At 57.3% G+C, this 17,215-nt stretch carries 18 protein-coding genes; 9 read left to right on the top strand and 9 right to left on the bottom strand.

The window, feature by feature from the left end:
* Positions 1-94: 94 nt before the first annotated feature.
* Genes rseC through rseD form a run of 5 tightly spaced genes read right to left on the bottom strand, consistent with a single transcriptional unit; the run spans position 95 to position 2,877 of the window.
* A complete protein-coding gene (gene rseC / locus ACOI7Z_RS22155) occupies positions 95-574 on the bottom strand; it encodes a SoxR-reducing system protein RseC (RefSeq protein WP_004201822.1) in 480 nt (159 codons plus the stop codon).
* Entirely contained in the window at positions 571-1,527 is a 957-nt protein-coding gene (gene rseB, locus ACOI7Z_RS22150) for a sigma-E factor regulatory protein RseB (RefSeq protein ID WP_004201821.1), read from the bottom strand. Before rseB ends, rseC begins: the two co-directional genes overlap by 4 nt.
* Positions 1,527-2,177 (bottom strand): anti-sigma-E factor RseA, encoded by a 651-nt coding sequence (gene rseA / locus ACOI7Z_RS22145; RefSeq protein WP_032453736.1) that lies wholly within the window; start codon positions 2,175-2,177, stop codon positions 1,527-1,529. The genes rseB and rseA overlap by 1 nt, the downstream gene beginning before the upstream one ends.
* A gap of 32 nt (positions 2,178-2,209) precedes the next feature.
* Positions 2,210-2,785, bottom strand: a complete 576-nt coding sequence (rpoE, locus tag ACOI7Z_RS22140; RefSeq protein WP_002914074.1) for an RNA polymerase sigma factor RpoE — start codon at positions 2,783-2,785, stop codon at positions 2,210-2,212.
* Entirely contained in the window at positions 2,782-2,877 is a 96-nt protein-coding gene (gene rseD / locus ACOI7Z_RS22135; RefSeq protein WP_223822583.1) for a rpoE leader peptide RseD, read from the bottom strand. Before rseD ends, rpoE begins: the two co-directional genes overlap by 4 nt.
* A 328-nt stretch (positions 2,878-3,205) precedes the next feature.
* Here rseD and nadB point away from each other — a divergent pair, with 328 nt between their 5' ends.
* Complete coding sequence (gene nadB / locus ACOI7Z_RS22130; protein WP_023290670.1) at positions 3,206-4,825, top strand: L-aspartate oxidase; 1,620 nt, start codon at positions 3,206-3,208, stop codon at positions 4,823-4,825.
* Here the strand turns inward: nadB and trmN are convergent.
* Positions 4,810-5,547, bottom strand: a complete 738-nt coding sequence (trmN, locus tag ACOI7Z_RS22125) for a tRNA(1)(Val) (adenine(37)-N(6))-methyltransferase TrmN (RefSeq protein ID WP_049013876.1) — start codon at positions 5,545-5,547, stop codon at positions 4,810-4,812. The genes nadB and trmN overlap by 16 nt on opposite strands.
* Before the next feature lie 132 nt (positions 5,548-5,679).
* Here trmN and srmB point away from each other — a divergent pair, with 132 nt between their 5' ends.
* Complete coding sequence (gene srmB, locus ACOI7Z_RS22120; protein WP_032453738.1) at positions 5,680-7,011, top strand: ATP-dependent RNA helicase SrmB; 1,332 nt, start codon at positions 5,680-5,682, stop codon at positions 7,009-7,011.
* A 45-nt stretch (positions 7,012-7,056) separates the two neighbouring features.
* On the opposite strand, the gene grcA is transcribed toward srmB, so the two are convergent.
* The gene (grcA, locus tag ACOI7Z_RS22115; RefSeq protein WP_002914084.1) at positions 7,057-7,440 is read right to left on the bottom strand and encodes an autonomous glycyl radical cofactor GrcA; all 384 of its coding nucleotides are present in this window, start codon (positions 7,438-7,440) and stop codon (positions 7,057-7,059) included.
* Between the two features lie 311 nt (positions 7,441-7,751).
* On the opposite strand from grcA, the gene ung reads away from it, so the two are divergent.
* Complete coding sequence (gene ung / locus ACOI7Z_RS22110; protein ID WP_086075116.1) at positions 7,752-8,441, top strand: uracil-DNA glycosylase; 690 nt, start codon at positions 7,752-7,754, stop codon at positions 8,439-8,441.
* 55 nt (positions 8,442-8,496) lie between these two features.
* Here the strand turns inward: ung and ACOI7Z_RS22105 are convergent, their stop codons facing one another.
* Entirely contained in the window at positions 8,497-9,582 is a 1,086-nt protein-coding gene (locus ACOI7Z_RS22105; RefSeq protein WP_023290674.1) for a tRNA/rRNA methyltransferase, read from the bottom strand.
* A 203-nt stretch (positions 9,583-9,785) separates the two neighbouring features.
* On the opposite strand from ACOI7Z_RS22105, the gene trxC reads away from it, so the two are divergent.
* From trxC to ACOI7Z_RS22080, 5 genes are all read left to right on the top strand, one after another.
* Entirely contained in the window at positions 9,786-10,211 is a 426-nt protein-coding gene (gene trxC, locus ACOI7Z_RS22100) for a thioredoxin TrxC (protein ID WP_002914091.1), read from the top strand.
* A 69-nt stretch (positions 10,212-10,280) separates the two neighbouring features.
* A complete protein-coding gene (tapT, locus tag ACOI7Z_RS22095) occupies positions 10,281-10,979 on the top strand; it encodes a tRNA-uridine aminocarboxypropyltransferase (protein WP_032453740.1) in 699 nt (232 codons plus the stop codon).
* 34 nt (positions 10,980-11,013) lie between these two features.
* Positions 11,014-13,665, top strand: coding sequence for a bifunctional acetate--CoA ligase family protein/GNAT family N-acetyltransferase (locus ACOI7Z_RS22090; RefSeq protein WP_087848830.1), 2,652 nt, complete (start codon positions 11,014-11,016; stop codon positions 13,663-13,665).
* Between the two features lie 120 nt (positions 13,666-13,785).
* Entirely contained in the window at positions 13,786-15,141 is a 1,356-nt protein-coding gene (gene pssA, locus ACOI7Z_RS22085; protein WP_023290677.1) for a CDP-diacylglycerol--serine O-phosphatidyltransferase, read from the top strand.
* Positions 15,142-15,182: 41 nt separating this feature from the next.
* A complete protein-coding gene (locus tag ACOI7Z_RS22080) occupies positions 15,183-15,506 on the top strand; it encodes a YfiM family lipoprotein (protein ID WP_004201811.1) in 324 nt (107 codons plus the stop codon).
* Between the two features lie 3 nt (positions 15,507-15,509).
* Here ACOI7Z_RS22080 and ACOI7Z_RS22075 read toward each other — a convergent pair whose 3' ends face one another.
* A complete protein-coding gene (locus tag ACOI7Z_RS22075; RefSeq protein WP_023290679.1) occupies positions 15,510-16,808 on the bottom strand; it encodes an MFS transporter in 1,299 nt (432 codons plus the stop codon).
* An 80-nt stretch (positions 16,809-16,888) separates the two neighbouring features.
* Between ACOI7Z_RS22075 and ACOI7Z_RS22070 the strand changes: the two genes are divergently transcribed.
* Entirely contained in the window at positions 16,889-17,197 is a 309-nt protein-coding gene (locus ACOI7Z_RS22070; RefSeq protein WP_205837367.1) for a hypothetical protein, read from the top strand.
* Positions 17,198-17,215 lie beyond the last annotated feature (18 nt).

Raw genomic sequence — 17,215 nt, 5'->3', positions numbered from 1 at the left:
TCCTTGAAACCAGGAAATGCTGTTAGATCCAGCATAACCGCAGAAATTGTGGCGTTGTAACAGGAAGGGTAAATAAAGATAAGGGCCAGTGAAATCACTGACCCATGTCGGAGGAAGGCGTTTCGATACGCACCAGATCCGGCGGCAACGCGACGCTCAGAATCACCGGCTGCCACGACTGGCGCGCTGCCAGCTGCGGCGACAGACCGCGCGCCACCAGAAACCCGCCGACGCCGCCCAGCAGCGCGCCGCACAGCGAAGCGATATCGCTGGCAAACAGCACCTGGAAAATCGACGCCATCACAAACAGACCCACCAGCGGCGCCATGTAGACCAACAGCGCCGAACCCAGCAGACTGCTCTCGGCGATCCCCAGCTCCACTTTTTGCCCCGCCGTCAACGGCTGCTCGCAGGGCACGCTGATGGTATGGCTGGTCTGCGGCCCCAGCTTGTTTAATACCCGGCTGCCGCAGCCGGCGCGGGAGGCGCAACTGCTGCAGGAGGCTTTAACGTCGCAGTGCACCTGCGCCACGCCGTTATGCCAGGAAACCACGGTGGCCCACTCTTTGATCATTGTACTGCCTTGAATTTAATGCTGTCTGAGATACGCTTCGCCGTCTGCGGCGGCAGTTCGCCCACCACGGTGATCTCCGCGTTATCGCGTACCGTCGTGCTGACGGTGCGTCGGCCGGTGCGCAACAGCTGGTCGCTGCTGGCCGCGGTGGCGCGGTTGATATTGATCGAGAAGCTGAACAAGCCGTCGGAATAGAGACGTGATTCTACCGGACCATCAAAGGTGGGCAGACGACGCTGGCTGCTGGAGACCTCAGTCATGCCCTGCGGGAGCCACGTTGGCGCCCAGTTGAAGTTGGCTTTGTCGCCCCCTTCAGGCACCGACAGCTGCGGCGGCAAATTCGCTTTCGCCAGCGTCTCCATGCTGGCGCTGACGTTATCGCCAACGTTGAAAGAGACGACCCGGAACTGCTCCAGCGTTTCACCGTCGCGGTCGAGCAAATCGACGCGCAGCGGCAGCTTGGTCTCAGCGTCCAGCCAGGCGATAAAGCTATAGCGCGTGCCGTCGCGAGCCACGACGCGGATCACGTCGCAGAGGCGGTCGGCGATACGGGTACGGCCCACGGAGATAAAATCATAGGCTGCGCTGAGACGTTTGAAATCGCTGTAAACCAACGACGGCAGCGAATCGACGATATAGTCGCCGTTCAGGGTGAACGGATCGAGGCCGGGTTCAAAATAGCTGATTTCCGTACCGCGCAGGACCACTTCCCGGCGCGGACCGTCCAGCTGCAGAAGCTGCGCCAGCGGTTGATTGTTCAGTCGAGCGTGACGATAGCGCAGCGACTCAACGCCTTGTTTGCTGATGCTGACGAAAGACAGCTCATAATTGAGGGACTGGCTGGCCAGGTTCATCTGCTGCAACAACGCCCCGGACGATGTATCAGCCGAGGCGTTGACAGAGAACAACAGACTGCCTGCCATGAGCGACATGGCACACCAAAGTTGCTTCATTACTGCGATTGCGTTCCTAAAGTTTGATAACCCGGCACCTGGACTGCGGCCTGCTGAGTCTGGGCCTGGCCAAACTGAAGCTGCTCAGCGTGCAGGCGGCGCTGCAGTTCGTAGTCCTGCAGCATGGCGTTAATCCGCCGACGCTGTTCCTGGACCTGAGCCTGCTGGCCGCTACCTGCTGATACGTCAGCCGGTACGCCAAGGCTTACCGGGCTCGCTTTACCCATCATCGGCAGCGTATTGAACACCGGCGCCTCTGGCTGCTGAGCGGCATCAGACTGCCCATTATAGTGCTGGACGCCGACGATAACCGCAAGCGATACGCAGGCGGCAACACCCATCTGGGTCAGTGAGCTGGCCCACGGACGCACTTTGTTCCAGAACGGCATCTGCCGCCACTGGTGCGGTGCGGGCTGAGATTCAGGAATAAGCGGCGCCGTCTGACGAACGGGCTCATTTTCAATGGCGGCCATCACCCGGGCGGAGATATCAAATTGCAGCACCTCTGCGGTATCGCCACGCAGCGTATCGCGGATAAGGTGATAACTCTCCCAGGTTTTTTGCATCTCAGAAGAACGACTCAGCTCGTTGAGCAGTTCGTTATCCAGCGTTTCACCATCCATTAAAGCCGAAAGTTTTTCTTTCTGCATGCCTGATACCCTTTTCCAGTATTCCGCTATCGTCAACGCCTGATAAGCGGTTGAACTTTATTATCAATAGCTTCTCGCGCCCGGAAGATACGCGAACGCACCGTCCCAACCGGACAATCCATGATAGCGGCTATCTCTTCATAGCTTAGGCCATCCAGCTCCCGTAACGTAATTGCCATGCGTAAATCTTCCGGAAGCGATTCAATGGTACGAAAAACTATTTGTCTCAGTTCTTCTGACAACATTAAGTTCTCAGGGTTCGAAATTTCTTTCAACGCCCCGCCGCTTTCGAAGTTTTCCGCCTCGTTGGCGTCAACATCGCTGGACGGCGGACGGCGTCCCTGAGCAACCAGATAATTCTTCGCCGTATTGACGGCGATACGGTATAACCAGGTGTAAAAAGCGCTATCTCCCCGGAAAGAGTCCAGCGCACGCCATGCCTTAACGAACGATTCCTGAACGACGTCAGCGATATCGCCCGGCGGTACATAGCGGGAAACCAGGCTCGCGACCTTATGCTGATAGCGCACTACCAGCAAATTAAACGCTTTCTGATCTCCTTTCTGGACCCGTTCAACAAGGACCTGATCCGTTAACTGCTCGCTCATCCGAGGTAATGTCTCCCCAAACCCAATTCCCATGCGTCTTCAAAACACCACCCAAAATCTGCATTATGAGCAAGCTGACTCTTGGAGTGTATGAAAACAATAAAGTTCCGTTACGCTTTTGTTTTTTGTCTGGCAACGGCGGCAGATCGTTATCAATCATTATATGCCCAGGTTGCTAAACGATAGGTTAGTCAATAAGAAAAAGCGCAGGCCCGTCTGAAGGGTATCGTAACACGGCGTTTATTTCACTATAAAATCCAATGCCATCAACATGCCACGCGTCTCATTTTCGCCGTGCTCCAGACCGTTTCCGCTCGCCTGCTGTTTAGCCGTCACAACGCCAGTTAAAAAAAATTGTACGATTCCTCACGAGCTGGTGCTATTGTGAGCTAAATGTGTTTAGTAAATTAAACAAAGACGATGAATACCACTCCTGACTTCTCTTGTGATGTGTTGATTATCGGCAGCGGCGCTGCCGGCCTCTCTCTTGCGCTGCGTCTGGCAGAGCACAGTTCGGTGACGGTGTTGAGCAAAGGGCCGATCAGCGAAGGTTCAACGTTCTATGCGCAGGGCGGGATTGCCGCCGTCTTCGACGAGACCGACAGTATTGAATCCCATGTCGAAGATACCCTGATCGCCGGCGCAGGGTTATGCGATCGCCATGCGGTCACCTTCGTCGCCAGCAACGCCAGACCATGCGTCCAGTGGCTTATCGATCAGGGCGTATTGTTTGACACCCAGGTCCAGGCCAATGGCGAAGAGAGCTATCATCTCACGCGCGAAGGGGGCCACAGCCATCGGCGCATTCTTCACGCCGCCGACGCTACCGGCAAAGCGGTGGAGACGACGCTGGTCGATAAAGCCCTCGCCCATCCCAATATCCGCATCCTTGAGCGCAGCAATGCCGTCGACTTGATCGTATCGGATAAGATTGGCCTGCCGGGCACGCGCCGGGTGGTCGGGGCATGGATCTGGAACCGCAATAAAGAGCGCGTGGAAACCTGCAGCGCGAAGGCGGTGGTGCTCGCCACCGGCGGAGCCGCCAAGGTTTATCAATACACCACTAACCCCGACGTCTCTTCCGGAGACGGTATCGCGATGGCCTGGCGGGCGGGCTGCCGGGTGGCGAATCTGGAATTCAACCAATTTCACCCCACCGCGCTGTATCATCCGCAGGCGCGCAATTTCCTGCTGACCGAAGCGCTGCGCGGCGAAGGCGCCCACCTTAAACGCCCGGACGGCACCCGCTTTATGCCGGACTTTGACGAACGCGGCGAGTTGGCCCCACGCGATATCGTCGCCCGCGCCATCGATCATGAGATGAAGCGCCTTGGCGTTGACTGTATGTTCCTTGATATCAGCCATAAACCCGAGGCGTTTGTTCGCCAGCACTTCCCGATGATTTACGAAAAGCTGCTCGGTCTGGGAATTGATTTAACCAAAGATCCGGTGCCGGTCGTCCCTGCCGCGCATTACACCTGCGGCGGCGTGATGGTGGATGATAATGGCCGCACCGACGTCGATGGGTTATACGCCATCGGCGAAGTCAGCTATACCGGGCTGCACGGCGCGAACCGTATGGCCTCGAACTCGCTGCTGGAGTGTCTGGTTTACGGCTGGTCCGCCGCAGAAGATATTGCCCGTCGCCTGCCGCTGGCCCAGAAGGTCAGCACCCTGCCGGCGTGGGATGAAAGTCAGGTGGAGATCCCGGATGAACTGGTGGTTATCCAGCATAACTGGCACGAGCTGCGCCTGCTGATGTGGGATTACGTGGGGATTGTGCGCACCACCCGCAGGCTGGAGCGCGCCCTGCGGCGCATTACCATGCTGCAGCAGGAGCTGGATGAGTATTACGCCCGCTTCCGCGTCTCGAATAATCTGCTGGAGCTGCGCAATCTGGTGCAGGTGGCGGAACTCATCGTACGCTGCGCGATGTTGCGCAAAGAGAGCCGGGGACTGCATTACACCCTCGACTATCCGCAGCCGCTGCCGAACAGCGGTCCGTCGATACTGTCGCCCCTGGCTCACATAAAAAGATAAAAATCCTCGGTCAGAGCGGTAAAGCCTTCTGAATACTGCTGCTCTGGCCCGCGGATCGCCAGCCTGTCGCTGAAACACTCCCCCGCCGTCGGGGAGAAAGCCAGCAGCACCCGATGCGGCGGCCGCAGCTCGGTCTCCGCCACGTCAGTGCGCAGTCGCAGGTGCCAGCCCATCGCGGTTGCCCGTTCGATAAACGCATTACCGATATCGACCGGCAGCACCACGCAAAAAAAGCCTTCTTCGGTGATATGCTCAGCGGCACAGGTCAGCAGAGAAGCGTGATCGAGCGTCGTGGTATACCGCGCCTGCTCCCGCTGCGAGGTGGCGCAAGGCACCCCTTCCGCAAAAAAGGGCGGGTTACTGATTATCAGTTGATAGCGTCGGGTCTGCGGCGGCTGCCACTGATGGATATCGGCCTGACAGACCTCAACCCGCGAAGCCCATGGCGACGCAAGGGCATTTTCCTGCGCCTGGGCGGCGGCCTCCTCATCCAGTTCGACCGCATCGACACGCACATCATCGCCGGTACGCTGCGCGAGCATTAGCGCCAGCAGGCCGCTGCCGGCGCCAATATCCAGCACATGTTTCACCCCGGCAATCGGCGCCCAGGCGCCGAGCAAAATGCCGTCGGTACCTACCTTCATCGCGCAACGATCGTGGGCGACAAAAAACTGTTTGAAGGTAAAACCATTGCGCGGCAGCGCAAACTTCGACTGAGACATCCTCAATAACCTTGCCGACAAAAAACTCCTGAACGTAAGGCTATGCACAATACCGGAGAACAGATAGCCTTACAAACAGATGAACATTACGTCAGTAACGTCTATAATCGGCGGCCCACTCAGAGGTAGAACATGACTGTAACGACTTTTTCCGAACTTGAACTCGATGAAAACCTGCTGGAAGCCCTCCAGGATAAAGGTTTCACTCGCCCGACAGCCATTCAGGCCGCCGCTATTCCGCCTGCGCTCGATGGCCGTGACATTCTCGGTTCAGCGCCGACCGGCACCGGTAAAACGGCGGCGTATCTGCTGCCAGCGTTGCAGCACCTGCTCGATTTCCCGCGTAAGAAATCCGGCCCGCCGCGTATTCTTATCCTGACGCCGACCCGTGAACTGGCGATGCAGGTGGCTGACCACGCCCGCGAGCTGGCGAAGCATACCCATCTGGATATCGCCACCATTACCGGCGGCGTAGCCTACATGAACCACGCGGAAGTGTTCAGCGAAAACCAGGACATCGTTGTCGCCACCACTGGTCGCCTGCTGCAGTATATAAAAGAAGAGAACTTCGACTGCCGCGCCGTCGAGACCCTGATCCTCGATGAAGCCGACCGCATGCTGGACATGGGCTTTGCGCAGGATATCGAAACCATCGCCGGTGAAACCCGCTGGCGCAAGCAGACCATGCTGTTCTCCGCGACGCTGGAAGGCGATGCGATCAAAGACTTCGCTGAGCGCCTGCTGGAAGAGCCGGTTGAAGTTTCCGCTACCCCGTCGACTCGCGAGCGTAAGAAAATCCATCAATGGTACTATCGCGCGGACGATATCGAACATAAGACCAGGCTGCTGGTGAATCTGCTGCAACAGCCGGAAGCTACCCGCGCTATCGTCTTTGTGCGCAAGCGCGAGCGCGTGCATGAGCTGGCCAACTGGCTGCGTGAAGCGGGGATTAACACCTGCTGGCTGGAGGGCGAGATGGTGCAGGCCAAGCGTAACGAAGCCATTAAGCGTCTGACCGACGGCCGCGTAAACGTGCTGATCGCCACCGACGTCGCCGCCCGCGGTATCGATATTCCGGACGTCAGCCACGTCTTTAACTTCGATATGCCGCGCACCGCCGACATCTATCTGCACCGTATCGGTCGTACCGGCCGTGCAGGTAAGAAAGGCACCGCGATTTCGCTGGTTGAAGCGCACGATCACCTGCTGCTGGGCAAGATCGGCCGCTACGTTGAAGAACCGCTGAAAGCTCGCGTGATTGATGAATTGCGACCCAAAACCCGCGCGCCAAGCGAGAAGTTGACCGGTAAACCATCGAAGAAAGTGCTGGCGAAACGCGCCGAGAAAAAAGAGAAAGAAAAAGAGAAGCCGCGGGTGAAGAAGCGCCACCGCGATACGAAAAATATCGGTAAGCGCCGGAAGCCAAGCGCGACCGGGACGCCATCAGCGTCGAGCGAAGAGTAAAAAAAACGCCGGGATATCCCGGCGTTTTCACATCTGGCGTTAGCCTTACAGACTTTCGGTAAAGGTACGAGCGATAACGTCGCGCTGCTGTTCCGGGGTCAGGGAGTTGAAGCGTACCGCGTAGCCGGAAACACGAATGGTCAGCTGCGGATATTTTTCCGGATGCTCAACCGCGTCCAGCAGGGTTTCGCGACGCAGCACGTTAACGTTCAGGTGCTGACCGCCTTCCACGCGAACTTCTGGTTTCACGTCTACCGGGATTTCACGGTATTCGATTTCACCCAGTTTGCTGACTGCCACTACGTCATCTTCCGCAAAACCACCTTTGGCGCACAGGCAACGCGCTTCGCCTTTTTCGCTATCCAGCAGCCAGAAAGAGTTCAGCAGGTCGTCGTTTGCCGCTTTAGTAATTTGGATACCAGTAATCATTTGATGCCTCCCAGGCAGTGTTTATTCGATTTTGGCCTCTTCGCGGCCAATTGGTAAAACCATTGTTGTATGAGTGTATATATATCAGCCGCACCCTCGGCATTCTTTGATGTAAATCAACAAAAACCACTCACTCTAAGTGGGTATGCAAGGATTTTATTGTTTTACATCAAGTTACGCCATAAGCCGATATAAATAATTTTGTAAATTTTCAATTTTTTTTGCATAAAGGCCCGCGTCAAACCGTGCCGATTTTGTTCTGTAGAAAGAAGCCGTTAAGCTATAGCGATGACCCTTTGCAGGAGAGCAAGATGACCACCCCTTTAACCTGGCATGACGTGCTGGCGGATGAAAAGCAACAACCCTATTTTCTCAATACTCTGAAGACCGTCGCCGAAGAGCGCCAGTCCGGGATCACCATCTATCCACCGCAAAAAGATGTCTTTAATGCGTTTCGCTTTACCGAACTGGGCGATGTCAAAGTCGTCATTCTCGGTCAGGACCCCTATCACGGCCCGGGGCAAGCCCACGGTCTGGCGTTCTCGGTTCGCCCCGGCGTCGCGATCCCGCCCTCGCTGCTGAATATGTACAAAGAGCTGGAGACCACTATCCCTGGCTTTACCCGCCCTACCCATGGTTACCTGGAAAGCTGGGCGCGCCAGGGGGTGCTCCTGCTTAATACGGTCCTGACCGTCCGCGCCGGGCAGGCGCACTCGCACGCCAGCCTCGGCTGGGAGACGTTTACCGATAAGGTAATCGCGTTAATCAATGAGCACTGCGAGGGGGTGGTCTTTCTGCTGTGGGGCTCCCATGCGCAGAAGAAAGGCGCGATTATCGATCGCCAGCGCCACTGCGTACTGAAGGCGCCGCACCCTTCACCGCTCTCCGCACATCGCGGCTTCTTTGGCAGCAACCATTTCGTGCAGACCAATCAGTGGCTGGCCGATCGCGGCGAAGCGCCGATTGACTGGATGCCGGTCCTTCCCGCCGAAAGCGAGTGATCGACAGCCATAAAAAAAGCCAGCATCAGCTGGCTTTTGTATTCAGGGACAGGTATTACGCCTTGTTCTGACGCCACCATTCCGCCAGCAGGACGCCGGTCGCCACAGAGACGTTCAGGCTTTCGACATTGCCGGTACCATCGATGGCGACGCTGAGGTCCGCGCTGGAGATGGCTGCATCCGACAGGCCATCGCGCTCCTGGCCTAACACCAGCACCATTTTCTTCGGCAGCTCGGCTTTAAACAGCGGGGTACCATTATGGCTGGAGGTCGAGACAATCGCGTAGCCCGCCTGACGGAACTGATCCAGAGTATCGATGAAGCTGTCGCCGGTGATCGGTTCAACATGTTCCGCACCGCCTTCCGCCGTACGGATCGCCGCGCCGGACTCCAGCACGCCGGCATCCTGAACCACAACACCCTTCACGCCGAAGTGCGCGCAGCTGCGCATGATCGCCCCGAGATTATGTGGGTTACCCACGTCCTCCAGCGCCAGAACGCAATCTTCTTCTGCCGCCTTCGCGACCCACTGGGCAACAGAGGTACCGTGGCGTTTTTTGATCAGGAAGCAGACGCCGCCGTGGTGATCGGTCCCGGAGGCTTTCGCCAGCTCGGCTTCATCAACCACATGATAGGCTTTACGGTTAGCCGCCATCCAGCGCAGCGCCTCTTTAAAGCGCGGCGTCACGCTCTGGATAAACCAGGCGCGGACAATGGCTTCCGGGCGGCTCTGGAACAGGGCCTGACAGGCGTTTTCACCATACACGCGGGTCTCTTCCGCACGCTGGCGACGCAGTACTTCCGGATCGATAAAGCTCTTCCCGCTGATCCCGCCGTGATCCTCTTTTACCGGCGTCTCATCGCCAGGAGCGCGAGAAACGGTACGCCACGGGGACGCATCGTCACGATTAAAATCATCGCGCTTGCGCTCATCACGCTTGCGGTCATCGCGTTTACGATCGTCACCGCGGCTGTTTCGTTCGTCACGCGCAGGGCGGCTGCGGCCGTCAACACGAGATTTTCCTGGACGACCTCCCCCTTTCCCGGTACGTGGGTTATGGGTGCGTTTGTCAGAATCATCATCACTGCGGACATACATCACTTTGACCTTGCCGCTTTTATTTTTCAGTTCGTCGCTCATCAATTTTCTCCACCTGCGCTGCGCGAAGCGCGCAGATTACCCGATGTGTCATCGCTTCGCCATGATTTCGTTTAAAAGACGGCCTCTATTGCACTCATCGAACAAAACGCATTGTCCTTAAATAACACTTAATCGATAATATGTAACATCACAGAAACATATTGGCCACGTGCCACGTTGCAACCCATCACCAGAGGTTAGTTATGAATACCGTTTGTGCCAGTTGTCAGGCTCTGAACCGCCTCCCGGACGATCGTAGCGCGGATGGCGCAAAGTGCGGACGCTGCGGTCACGATCTTTTTGATGGCGACGTCATCAACGCGACCGGGGCAACGCTGGATAAACTCTTAAAGGACGATCTGCCGGTCGTTGTCGATTTCTGGGCGCCATGGTGCGGTCCCTGCCGCAGCTTCGCGCCGATCTTTGAAGACGTCGCGGAAGAGCGTAGCGGGAAGATGCGTTTTGTGAAAGTTAACACCGAAGCGGAACGTGAGCTTAGCGCACGGTTTCGTATCCGCAGCATCCCGACCATTATGATGTTCAAAAATGGCGAAGTGATCGACATGCTCAATGGCGCGGTGCCAAAAGCGCCATTTGATAGCTGGCTGAACGAAGCCGGACAGCAGTAATCCTTCCGGGGCACCGCTTGTGCCCCGTTTTCGCCTCTGCGACAATAGCGTTTTTCACTAGCGACTCCCATGACTGATAACGCTGTCCTTCGCCTGCGCGCCGAACGTCTCGCGCGAGCCACCCGCCCTTTCCTTGCTCGCGGCAACCGCATCCGCCGCTGCCAGCGCTGTCTGCTGCCGCTCAAGCAGTGCCTCTGCGCCACGTTAACGCCGGCGCAGGCCACCAGCCGTTTCTGCCTGGTGATGTTTGATACGGAGCCGATGAAGCCCAGCAACACCGGCCGGCTCATCGCCGATATTCTGCCGAATACCGAGGCTTATCAATGGTCGAGAACCGAGCCGCCGCAGGGGCTGCTCGATCTGGTCGCCCATCCCGATTACCAGCCGATGGTGGTGTTTCCCGCCTCCTACGCCGCACCGGAGCGCCAGGTCCTGAGCGCGCCGCCGTCCGGCAAACCGCCGCTGTTTATCATGCTCGACGGCACCTGGACCGAAGCGCGTAAAATGTTCCGTAAGAGCCCTTATCTGGACGCGCTGCCGATCATCTCCGTCGATCTGTCGCGCATCTCAGCCTACCATCTGCGCGAGGCGCACGCCGACGGACAATATTGTACCGCGGAAGTGGCTATCGCCCTGCTGGATCTGGCGGGCGATGCGCCGGCCGCCGCCGCGCTTGGCGAACACTTCACCCGCTTTCGGACCCGCTACCTGGCGGGAAAAACCCAGCATAAGGGCAGTATCACAGCGGGCCAGGTGGAAAACGTTTAAAATCATTCGGTCACTGGGATGAAAGGAGACCGGTATGAGCCAACGAGGCCTGGAAGCGCTGCTGCGACCAAAATCCATCGCCGTTATTGGCGCATCAATGAAGCCGCAGCGCGCTGGCTATCTCATGATGCGCAACCTGCTAGCCGGCGGCTTCAATGGCCCGGTACTGCCGGTGACCCCCGCCTGGAAGGCGGTGCTTGGGGTGCTGGCGTGGCCCACCATCGAGAAGCTGCCGTTTACGCCGGATCTGGCGGTGCTTTGTACCAACGCGCGACGTAATCTCGAGTTGCTCGAAGCCCTGGGGCAGAAAGGCTGCAAGACCTGCATCATTCTCTCTTCGCAGCCGGAACAGTATCCGGCGCTGCTCGAATGCGCTGCGCGCTACCAGATGCGCCTGCTCGGCCCAAACAGCCTGGGACTGCTGGCGCCGTGGCAAGGCCTGAACGCCAGCTTTTCGCCGGTCGCGATCCACCGCGGTAAACTGGCCTTTATCTCGCAGTCGGCCGCCGTCTCCAACACCATCCTTGACTGGGCGCAACAGCGCGAGATGGGGTTTTCCTACTTCATCGCGCTGGGCGATAGCCTGGATATAGATGTCGATGACCTGTTGGACTTTCTGGCCCGCGACAGCAAAACCAGCGCCATTTTGCTTTACCTTGAGCACCTCAGCGACGCGCGCCGGTTTGTCTCCGCCGCGCGCAGCGCCTCGCGAAACAAGCCAATCCTGGTGATCAAAAGCGGCCGTAGTCCCGCGGCGCAGAAACTGTTGCACGTCAATTCAGGGATGGATCCGGCATGGGATGCGGCCATCCAGCGTGCTGGTCTGCTGCGGGTCCAGGATACCCATGAGCTGTTCTCCGCCGTAGAAACCCTGAGCCATATGCGCCCGCTGCGCGGTGAAAAACTGATGATCGTCAGCAACGGCGCGGCGCCGGCGGCGCTGGCGCTGGATGAGCTTTGGTTGCGTAACGGTAAGCTGGCGACCCTCAGCGAGGAGACGCGCGACGCCCTGCGCCAGGCGCTGCCGGGCGGCGTTGAGATCGCCAACCCACTGGATTTACGCGATGACGCCAGCAGCGAACACTATCAGCGGGCGGTGAACATTCTGCTTAACAGTCAGGACTACGACGCGCTGCTGGTGATCCACTCGCCCAGCGCCGCCGCGCCGGGCACCGAGAGCGCCCTGGCGCTGATAGACGCCCTGAAGCACCATCCGCGTGGCAAATATGTCACCGTGCTGACCAACTGGTGCGGCGAATTCTCTTCCCAGGAGGCGCGACGGCTGTTCAGCGATGCCGGCCTTCCCACCTACCGTACGCCGGAGGGCACCATCACCGCCTTTATGCATATGGTCGAGTACCGCCGTAACCAGAAACAGCTGCGCGAGACTCCAGTGCTGCCGGACTCGTTAACCGCCAATACCAGCGAAGCGCATGCTCTGCTCCAGCAAGCGATAGATGACGGCGCCACCACGCTGGATACCCACGAGGTCAGCCCGGTGCTCCGGGCCTACGGTATCCACACACTGCCAACCTGGATCGCCGCTGACAGCGCGGAAGCGGTGCATATCGCTGAGCAGATAGGCTATCCGGTTGCGTTGAAGCTGCGTTCCCCGGATATTCCGCACAAATCAGAAGTACAGGGGGTCATGTTGTATCTGCGTACCGCGGCAGAAGTACAGCAGGCAGCGGATGCGATGATCGATCGCGTCAAGCTGGCCTGGCCCCAGGCGCGCATTCATGGCCTGCTGGTGCAGAGTATGGCCAATCGCGCTGGCGCCCAGGAGCTGAGAGTGGTGGTTGAGCACGATCCCCTCTTCGGCCCGTTGATTATGTTGGGCGAAGGCGGCGTGGAGTGGCGGGCCGAGGACCAGGCCGCTGTGGCGCTGCCGCCGCTGAATATGAACCTGGCGCGTTATCTGGTGATCCAGGCGATCAAAAATAAGAAGATCCGCGGCCGCAGCGCATTGCGACCGCTGGATATCGCAGGCTTAAGCCAGCTGCTGGTTCAGGTCTCGAACCTGATCGTCGACTGCCCTGAGATCCAGCGGCTGGATATTCATCCCTTGCTCGCCTCCGGCAACGAGTTTACGGCGCTGGACGTTACCCTGGGGCTTGCTCCCTTTAGCGGCGACAGTGAAAGCCGTCTCGCTATTCGTCCCTATCCGCACCAGCTGGAGGAGTGGGTGGTGATGAAAAATGGCGATCGCTGTCTGTTCCGGCCGATCCTTCCGGAAGATGAACCGCAGTTGCTCGCGTTTATCGCTCAGGTCACCAAAGAAGATCTCTATTATCGCTATTTTAGTGAGATCAACGAATTTACCCATGACGACTTAGCCAATATGACCCAGATCGACTACGATCGAGAAATGGCGTTCGTCGCCGTCAGGACCACCGCGGAACAGAGCGAGATCCTCGGCGTGACGCGGGCGATCTCCGACCCTGACAATATTGATGCCGAGTTTGCTGTGCTGGTCCGTTCAGATTTGAAAGGGTTAGGCCTGGGGCGAAGGCTGCTGGAAAAGCTGATCGCCTATACGCAAAGCCATGGCCTGCAACGGCTGAATGGGATTACGATGCCGAATAACCGAGGCATGATCGGCCTCGCCAGAAAGCTGGGATTCACCGTTGATATTCAGCTGGAAGATGGGATTGTCAGTCTGTCGCTGCCCCTGAATCAGGGATAATCGCGCGACGCTGACCGCAATTGTTGACCACATTAGCGGGTAGTAATGGTATTATTGCCCGCTTACGTCGTCTGCATGGTACAGAAGACCCTTCAATAAACAGAGAAGAAACGCACTGTGATGTTGTCAAAATTTAAGCGTAATAAACATCAACAACACCTTGCCCAACTCCCTAAGCTTTCTCAGTCAGTTGATGATGTAGAGTTCTTTTACGCCCCTGCGGATTTCAGGGAAGCGTTACTGACCCGGATTGCCAACGCCACTCAGCGTATATGCATTATTGCGCTCTACCTGGAGCAAGATGATGGCGGAAAAGGAATTTTGCAGGCCCTTTATGACGCCAAACGTCAGCGTCCGCAACTGGATGTTCGCGTCCTCGTTGACTGGCACCGCGCTCAACGTGGCCGTATCGGCGCCGCCGCCTCCAACACCAATGCTGACTGGTATTGTCGGATGGCCAATGAAAATCCGGGCGTAGAGATCCCCGTTTACGGCGTGCCGATTAACACCCGGGAGGCGCTCGGCGTTCTCCATTTCAAAGGCTTTATTATCGATGACTGCGTCCTCTACAGCGGCGCCAGCCTGAACGATGTTTATCTGCATCAGCATGATAAGTACCGCTATGACCGCTATCAGTGCATCCGTAACGGCAAAATGGCGGACGTCATGTTCGACTGGGTCGACAATAATCTGGTTCAGGGACGCGGCGTGAATCGTCTCGACAGACCGGATCGGCCAAAAAGTCCGGAAATCAAAAACGATATTCGCCAGTACCGTCAGGAGCTGCGCGACCGCAGCTACCATTTTGTCGGCACCGCCGGTGACGAAGAACTCTCCGTCACCCCGCTGGTAGGCCTGGGGAAATCCAGCCTGCTGAACAAAACTATCTTTCACCTGATGCCCTGTGCCGAGCACAAGTTAACGATCTGCACCCCCTACTTCAACCTTCCTGCCGTGCTGGTAAGAAATATCATCCAGCTGCTGCGCGACGGTAAACAGGTGGAGATTATTGTCGGCGATAAAACCGCTAACGATTTCTATATTCCGGAAGATCAGCCGTTTAAAATCATCGGCGCGCTTCCTTATCTGTATGAGATCAACCTGCGGCGTTTCCTCAGCCGGCTGCAGTATTATGTGAATACCGATCAGCTGATCGTCCGCCTGTGGAAGGATGACGATAACAGCTACCACCTGAAGGGCATGTGGGTTGACGACGAGTGGATGCTGCTCACCGGCAACAACCTTAACCCGCGCGCCTGGCGACTCGATCTGGAAAATGCCATTCTGATCCACGATCCAAAGCAGCAGCTGGGAGCCATGCGGGAGAAAGAGCTGAAGCTCATCCGCACCCACACCACGGTGGTGAAACATTATCGGGATCTGCAAAGTATTGCCGACTATCCGGTGAAAGTGCGTAAACTGATCCGCCGACTGAGGCGGATCCGCATTGACCGGCTGATCAGCCGTATTCTCTGACAATCAGCCCCGCCTCGACGGGGCTTTTTTCTGGAAGCGCTATGCGTACGATAATCGTGATTGCTTCGCTGATGTTAACGGGCTGCAGCCACATGGCAAATGATGCATGGTCCGGTCAGGACAAAGCCCAGCATTTTCTGGCCTCGGCGATGCTGTCTGCCGCCGGCAATGAATATGCGCAACATCAGGGTTACAGCCGGGACCGCAGCGCTGCTATCGGCCTGATGTTTTCCGTCAGCCTCGGCGCCTCAAAAGAGCTTTGGGACAGCCGCCCGGCAGGCAGCGGCTGGAGCTGGAAGGATTTCGCCTGGGATGTAGCCGGCGCGACCACCGGCTACGCTGTTTGGCAACTGGCGCACCAGTAACGGCTAAAGACGCAGGCCTTTGCCTTTGCGATGCAGCATCAGGGAGACCAGGAAGGCGATGGCCGCCATCACCGTCACGTACCAGTAGAACGCGTGCTCTATCCCCGCCGATTTCAGCGACAGCGCGACATATTCCGCCGAGCCGCCAAACAGGGCATTCGCGACGGCATAGGACAGCCCTACCCCAAGCGCGCGAACCTGCGCCGGGAACATCTCGGCCTTCAGGATGCCGCTGATCGAGGTATAGAAACTGACAATCAGCAAGGCGCAGATCACCAGGCCGAAGGCAGCATAGGGTGAGCTCACTTTTTGCAAGGCGCTCAGGATAGGCACGGTAAATAATGTCGCCAGCACGCCAAAGCACAGCATGGAGGTACGGCGGCCAACTTTATCCGAAAAGGCGCCGAACAGCGGTTGAACCAGCATATAAACGAACAGCGCCGCGGTCATGATCACGCTGGCGGTGCTGGCCGTCATGCCCGCCGTGTTGACCAGATACTTTTGCATATAGGTAGTAAAGGTATAGAAGGTCAGCGATCCGGCGGCAGTAAAGCCCAACACCATCACGAAAGCCCGGCGATTACGCCACAACCCTTTAAATGAGCCAGCCTCTTTCAGCGCCCGGGTCTCCTGCTTTGAGGTTTCGTCCAGCTGGCGACGCAGCCACAGCGCGACGATAGCCAGTACTGCCCCGAGAGCAAAAGGAATACGCCATCCCCAGGCATGCAAATCTTCGTCGCTCAGCACCTGCTGGAGCGCCACGACCACTAATACCGCCAGCAGTTGACCGCCAATTAACGTGACGTACTGGAAAGAAGCATAGAAGCCTTTCTTTCCTTCAATCGCCACTTCACTCATATAGGTCGCGCTGGTGCCATATTCTCCACCGACCGACAGCCCCTGAAACAGACGGGCCAACAGCAGCAGCGCCGGAGCCCAGGTGCCGATGACCGCGTAGCCCGGCAGGCAGGCAATCACCAGTGAACCAAAGCACATCATACAGACCGAAATAAGCATGGAAGCTTTACGTCCGCGGCGGTCGGCGATCCGGCCAAACAGCCACCCACCGATAGGACGCATCAGAAATCCGGCGGCGAATACGCCTGCCGTTTGTAAAAGTTGAGTGGTGGTATTTCCGGATGGAAAGAAGATATGGGCAAAATAGAGCGAGCAGAATGAGTAGACGTAAAAATCAAACCACTCAACCAGATTTCCCGAGGAAGCGCCAACAATTGCCCAAATACGACGACGGGTATCGGCCTGCTCCGGCGCGGCCCGTTCGGTAATGCTACTCTCTGTCATTGTTATATTGCTCCAGCAAAGACTGCAGTCTGTCTTGTCGGGCGTACCACGTCACGCAGACAAATTAGTTAGTAAACTAAATGTTATATAATTGTTATATCTTTATATGTGATTACATTCACATTTTTTTTCGCAAGCGCGGTTTTCGCGATCAACGCCAGCGCAGAGGCAAGGAAAAAGTGGATTATGGCGAAGGGTTTGCCATGACGGGGTTTTATGTTGCTTTGAATGAAGATAATGGTGCGGGTATGGCGGGATTTTCCCCGGAGGCGGTGCTGCGCACCTTGTCCGGGCTACGGATCAGTAGCCCCGGTAAGCGCAGCGCCACCGGGGGAGGCATACACCACACAGCAAAAAACCCGCACCTTTCGGGACGGGGTTCTTTTTAAACGCAAAAACAAAAAGCC

Source organism: Klebsiella sp. C283, from assembly GCF_048822555.1.
Lineage (GTDB): Bacteria > Pseudomonadota > Gammaproteobacteria > Enterobacterales > Enterobacteriaceae > Klebsiella > Klebsiella quasipneumoniae.
Note: the sequence above shows the minus strand (reverse complement) of the source record. Positions and strands in the feature narration are given on the sequence as shown.

Bases quoted from the DNA above. Each gene is read 5' to 3' on its own strand.
- ACOI7Z_RS22105 (WP_023290674.1), bottom strand. From the start codon at position 9,582: ATGAGCGACGAACTGAAAAATAAAAGCGGCAAGGTCAAAGTGATGTAT.
- ACOI7Z_RS22080 (WP_004201811.1), top strand. From the start codon at position 15,183: ATGCGTACGATAATCGTGATTGCTTCGCTGATGTTAACGGGCTGCAGC.
- rseC (WP_004201822.1), bottom strand. From the start codon at position 574: ATGATCAAAGAGTGGGCCACCGTGGTTTCCTGGCATAACGGCGTGGCG.
- trmN (WP_049013876.1), bottom strand. From the start codon at position 5,547: ATGTCTCAGTCGAAGTTTGCGCTGCCGCGCAATGGTTTTACCTTCAAA.
- ACOI7Z_RS22075 (WP_023290679.1), bottom strand. From the start codon at position 16,808: ATGACAGAGAGTAGCATTACCGAACGGGCCGCGCCGGAGCAGGCCGAT.
- rpoE (WP_002914074.1), bottom strand. From the start codon at position 2,785: ATGAGCGAGCAGTTAACGGATCAGGTCCTTGTTGAACGGGTCCAGAAA.
- srmB (WP_032453738.1), top strand. From the start codon at position 5,680: ATGACTGTAACGACTTTTTCCGAACTTGAACTCGATGAAAACCTGCTG.
- ACOI7Z_RS22090 (WP_087848830.1), top strand. From the start codon at position 11,014: ATGAGCCAACGAGGCCTGGAAGCGCTGCTGCGACCAAAATCCATCGCC.
- nadB (WP_023290670.1), top strand. From the start codon at position 3,206: ATGAATACCACTCCTGACTTCTCTTGTGATGTGTTGATTATCGGCAGC.
- trxC (WP_002914091.1), top strand. From the start codon at position 9,786: ATGAATACCGTTTGTGCCAGTTGTCAGGCTCTGAACCGCCTCCCGGAC.
- tapT (WP_032453740.1), top strand. From the start codon at position 10,281: ATGACTGATAACGCTGTCCTTCGCCTGCGCGCCGAACGTCTCGCGCGA.
- grcA (WP_002914084.1), bottom strand. From the start codon at position 7,440: ATGATTACTGGTATCCAAATTACTAAAGCGGCAAACGACGACCTGCTG.
- ung (WP_086075116.1), top strand. From the start codon at position 7,752: ATGACCACCCCTTTAACCTGGCATGACGTGCTGGCGGATGAAAAGCAA.
- rseB (WP_004201821.1), bottom strand. From the start codon at position 1,527: ATGAAGCAACTTTGGTGTGCCATGTCGCTCATGGCAGGCAGTCTGTTG.
- ACOI7Z_RS22070 (WP_205837367.1), top strand. From the start codon at position 16,889: ATGTTATATAATTGTTATATCTTTATATGTGATTACATTCACATTTTT.
- rseA (WP_032453736.1), bottom strand. From the start codon at position 2,177: ATGCAGAAAGAAAAACTTTCGGCTTTAATGGATGGTGAAACGCTGGAT.
- pssA (WP_023290677.1), top strand. From the start codon at position 13,786: ATGTTGTCAAAATTTAAGCGTAATAAACATCAACAACACCTTGCCCAA.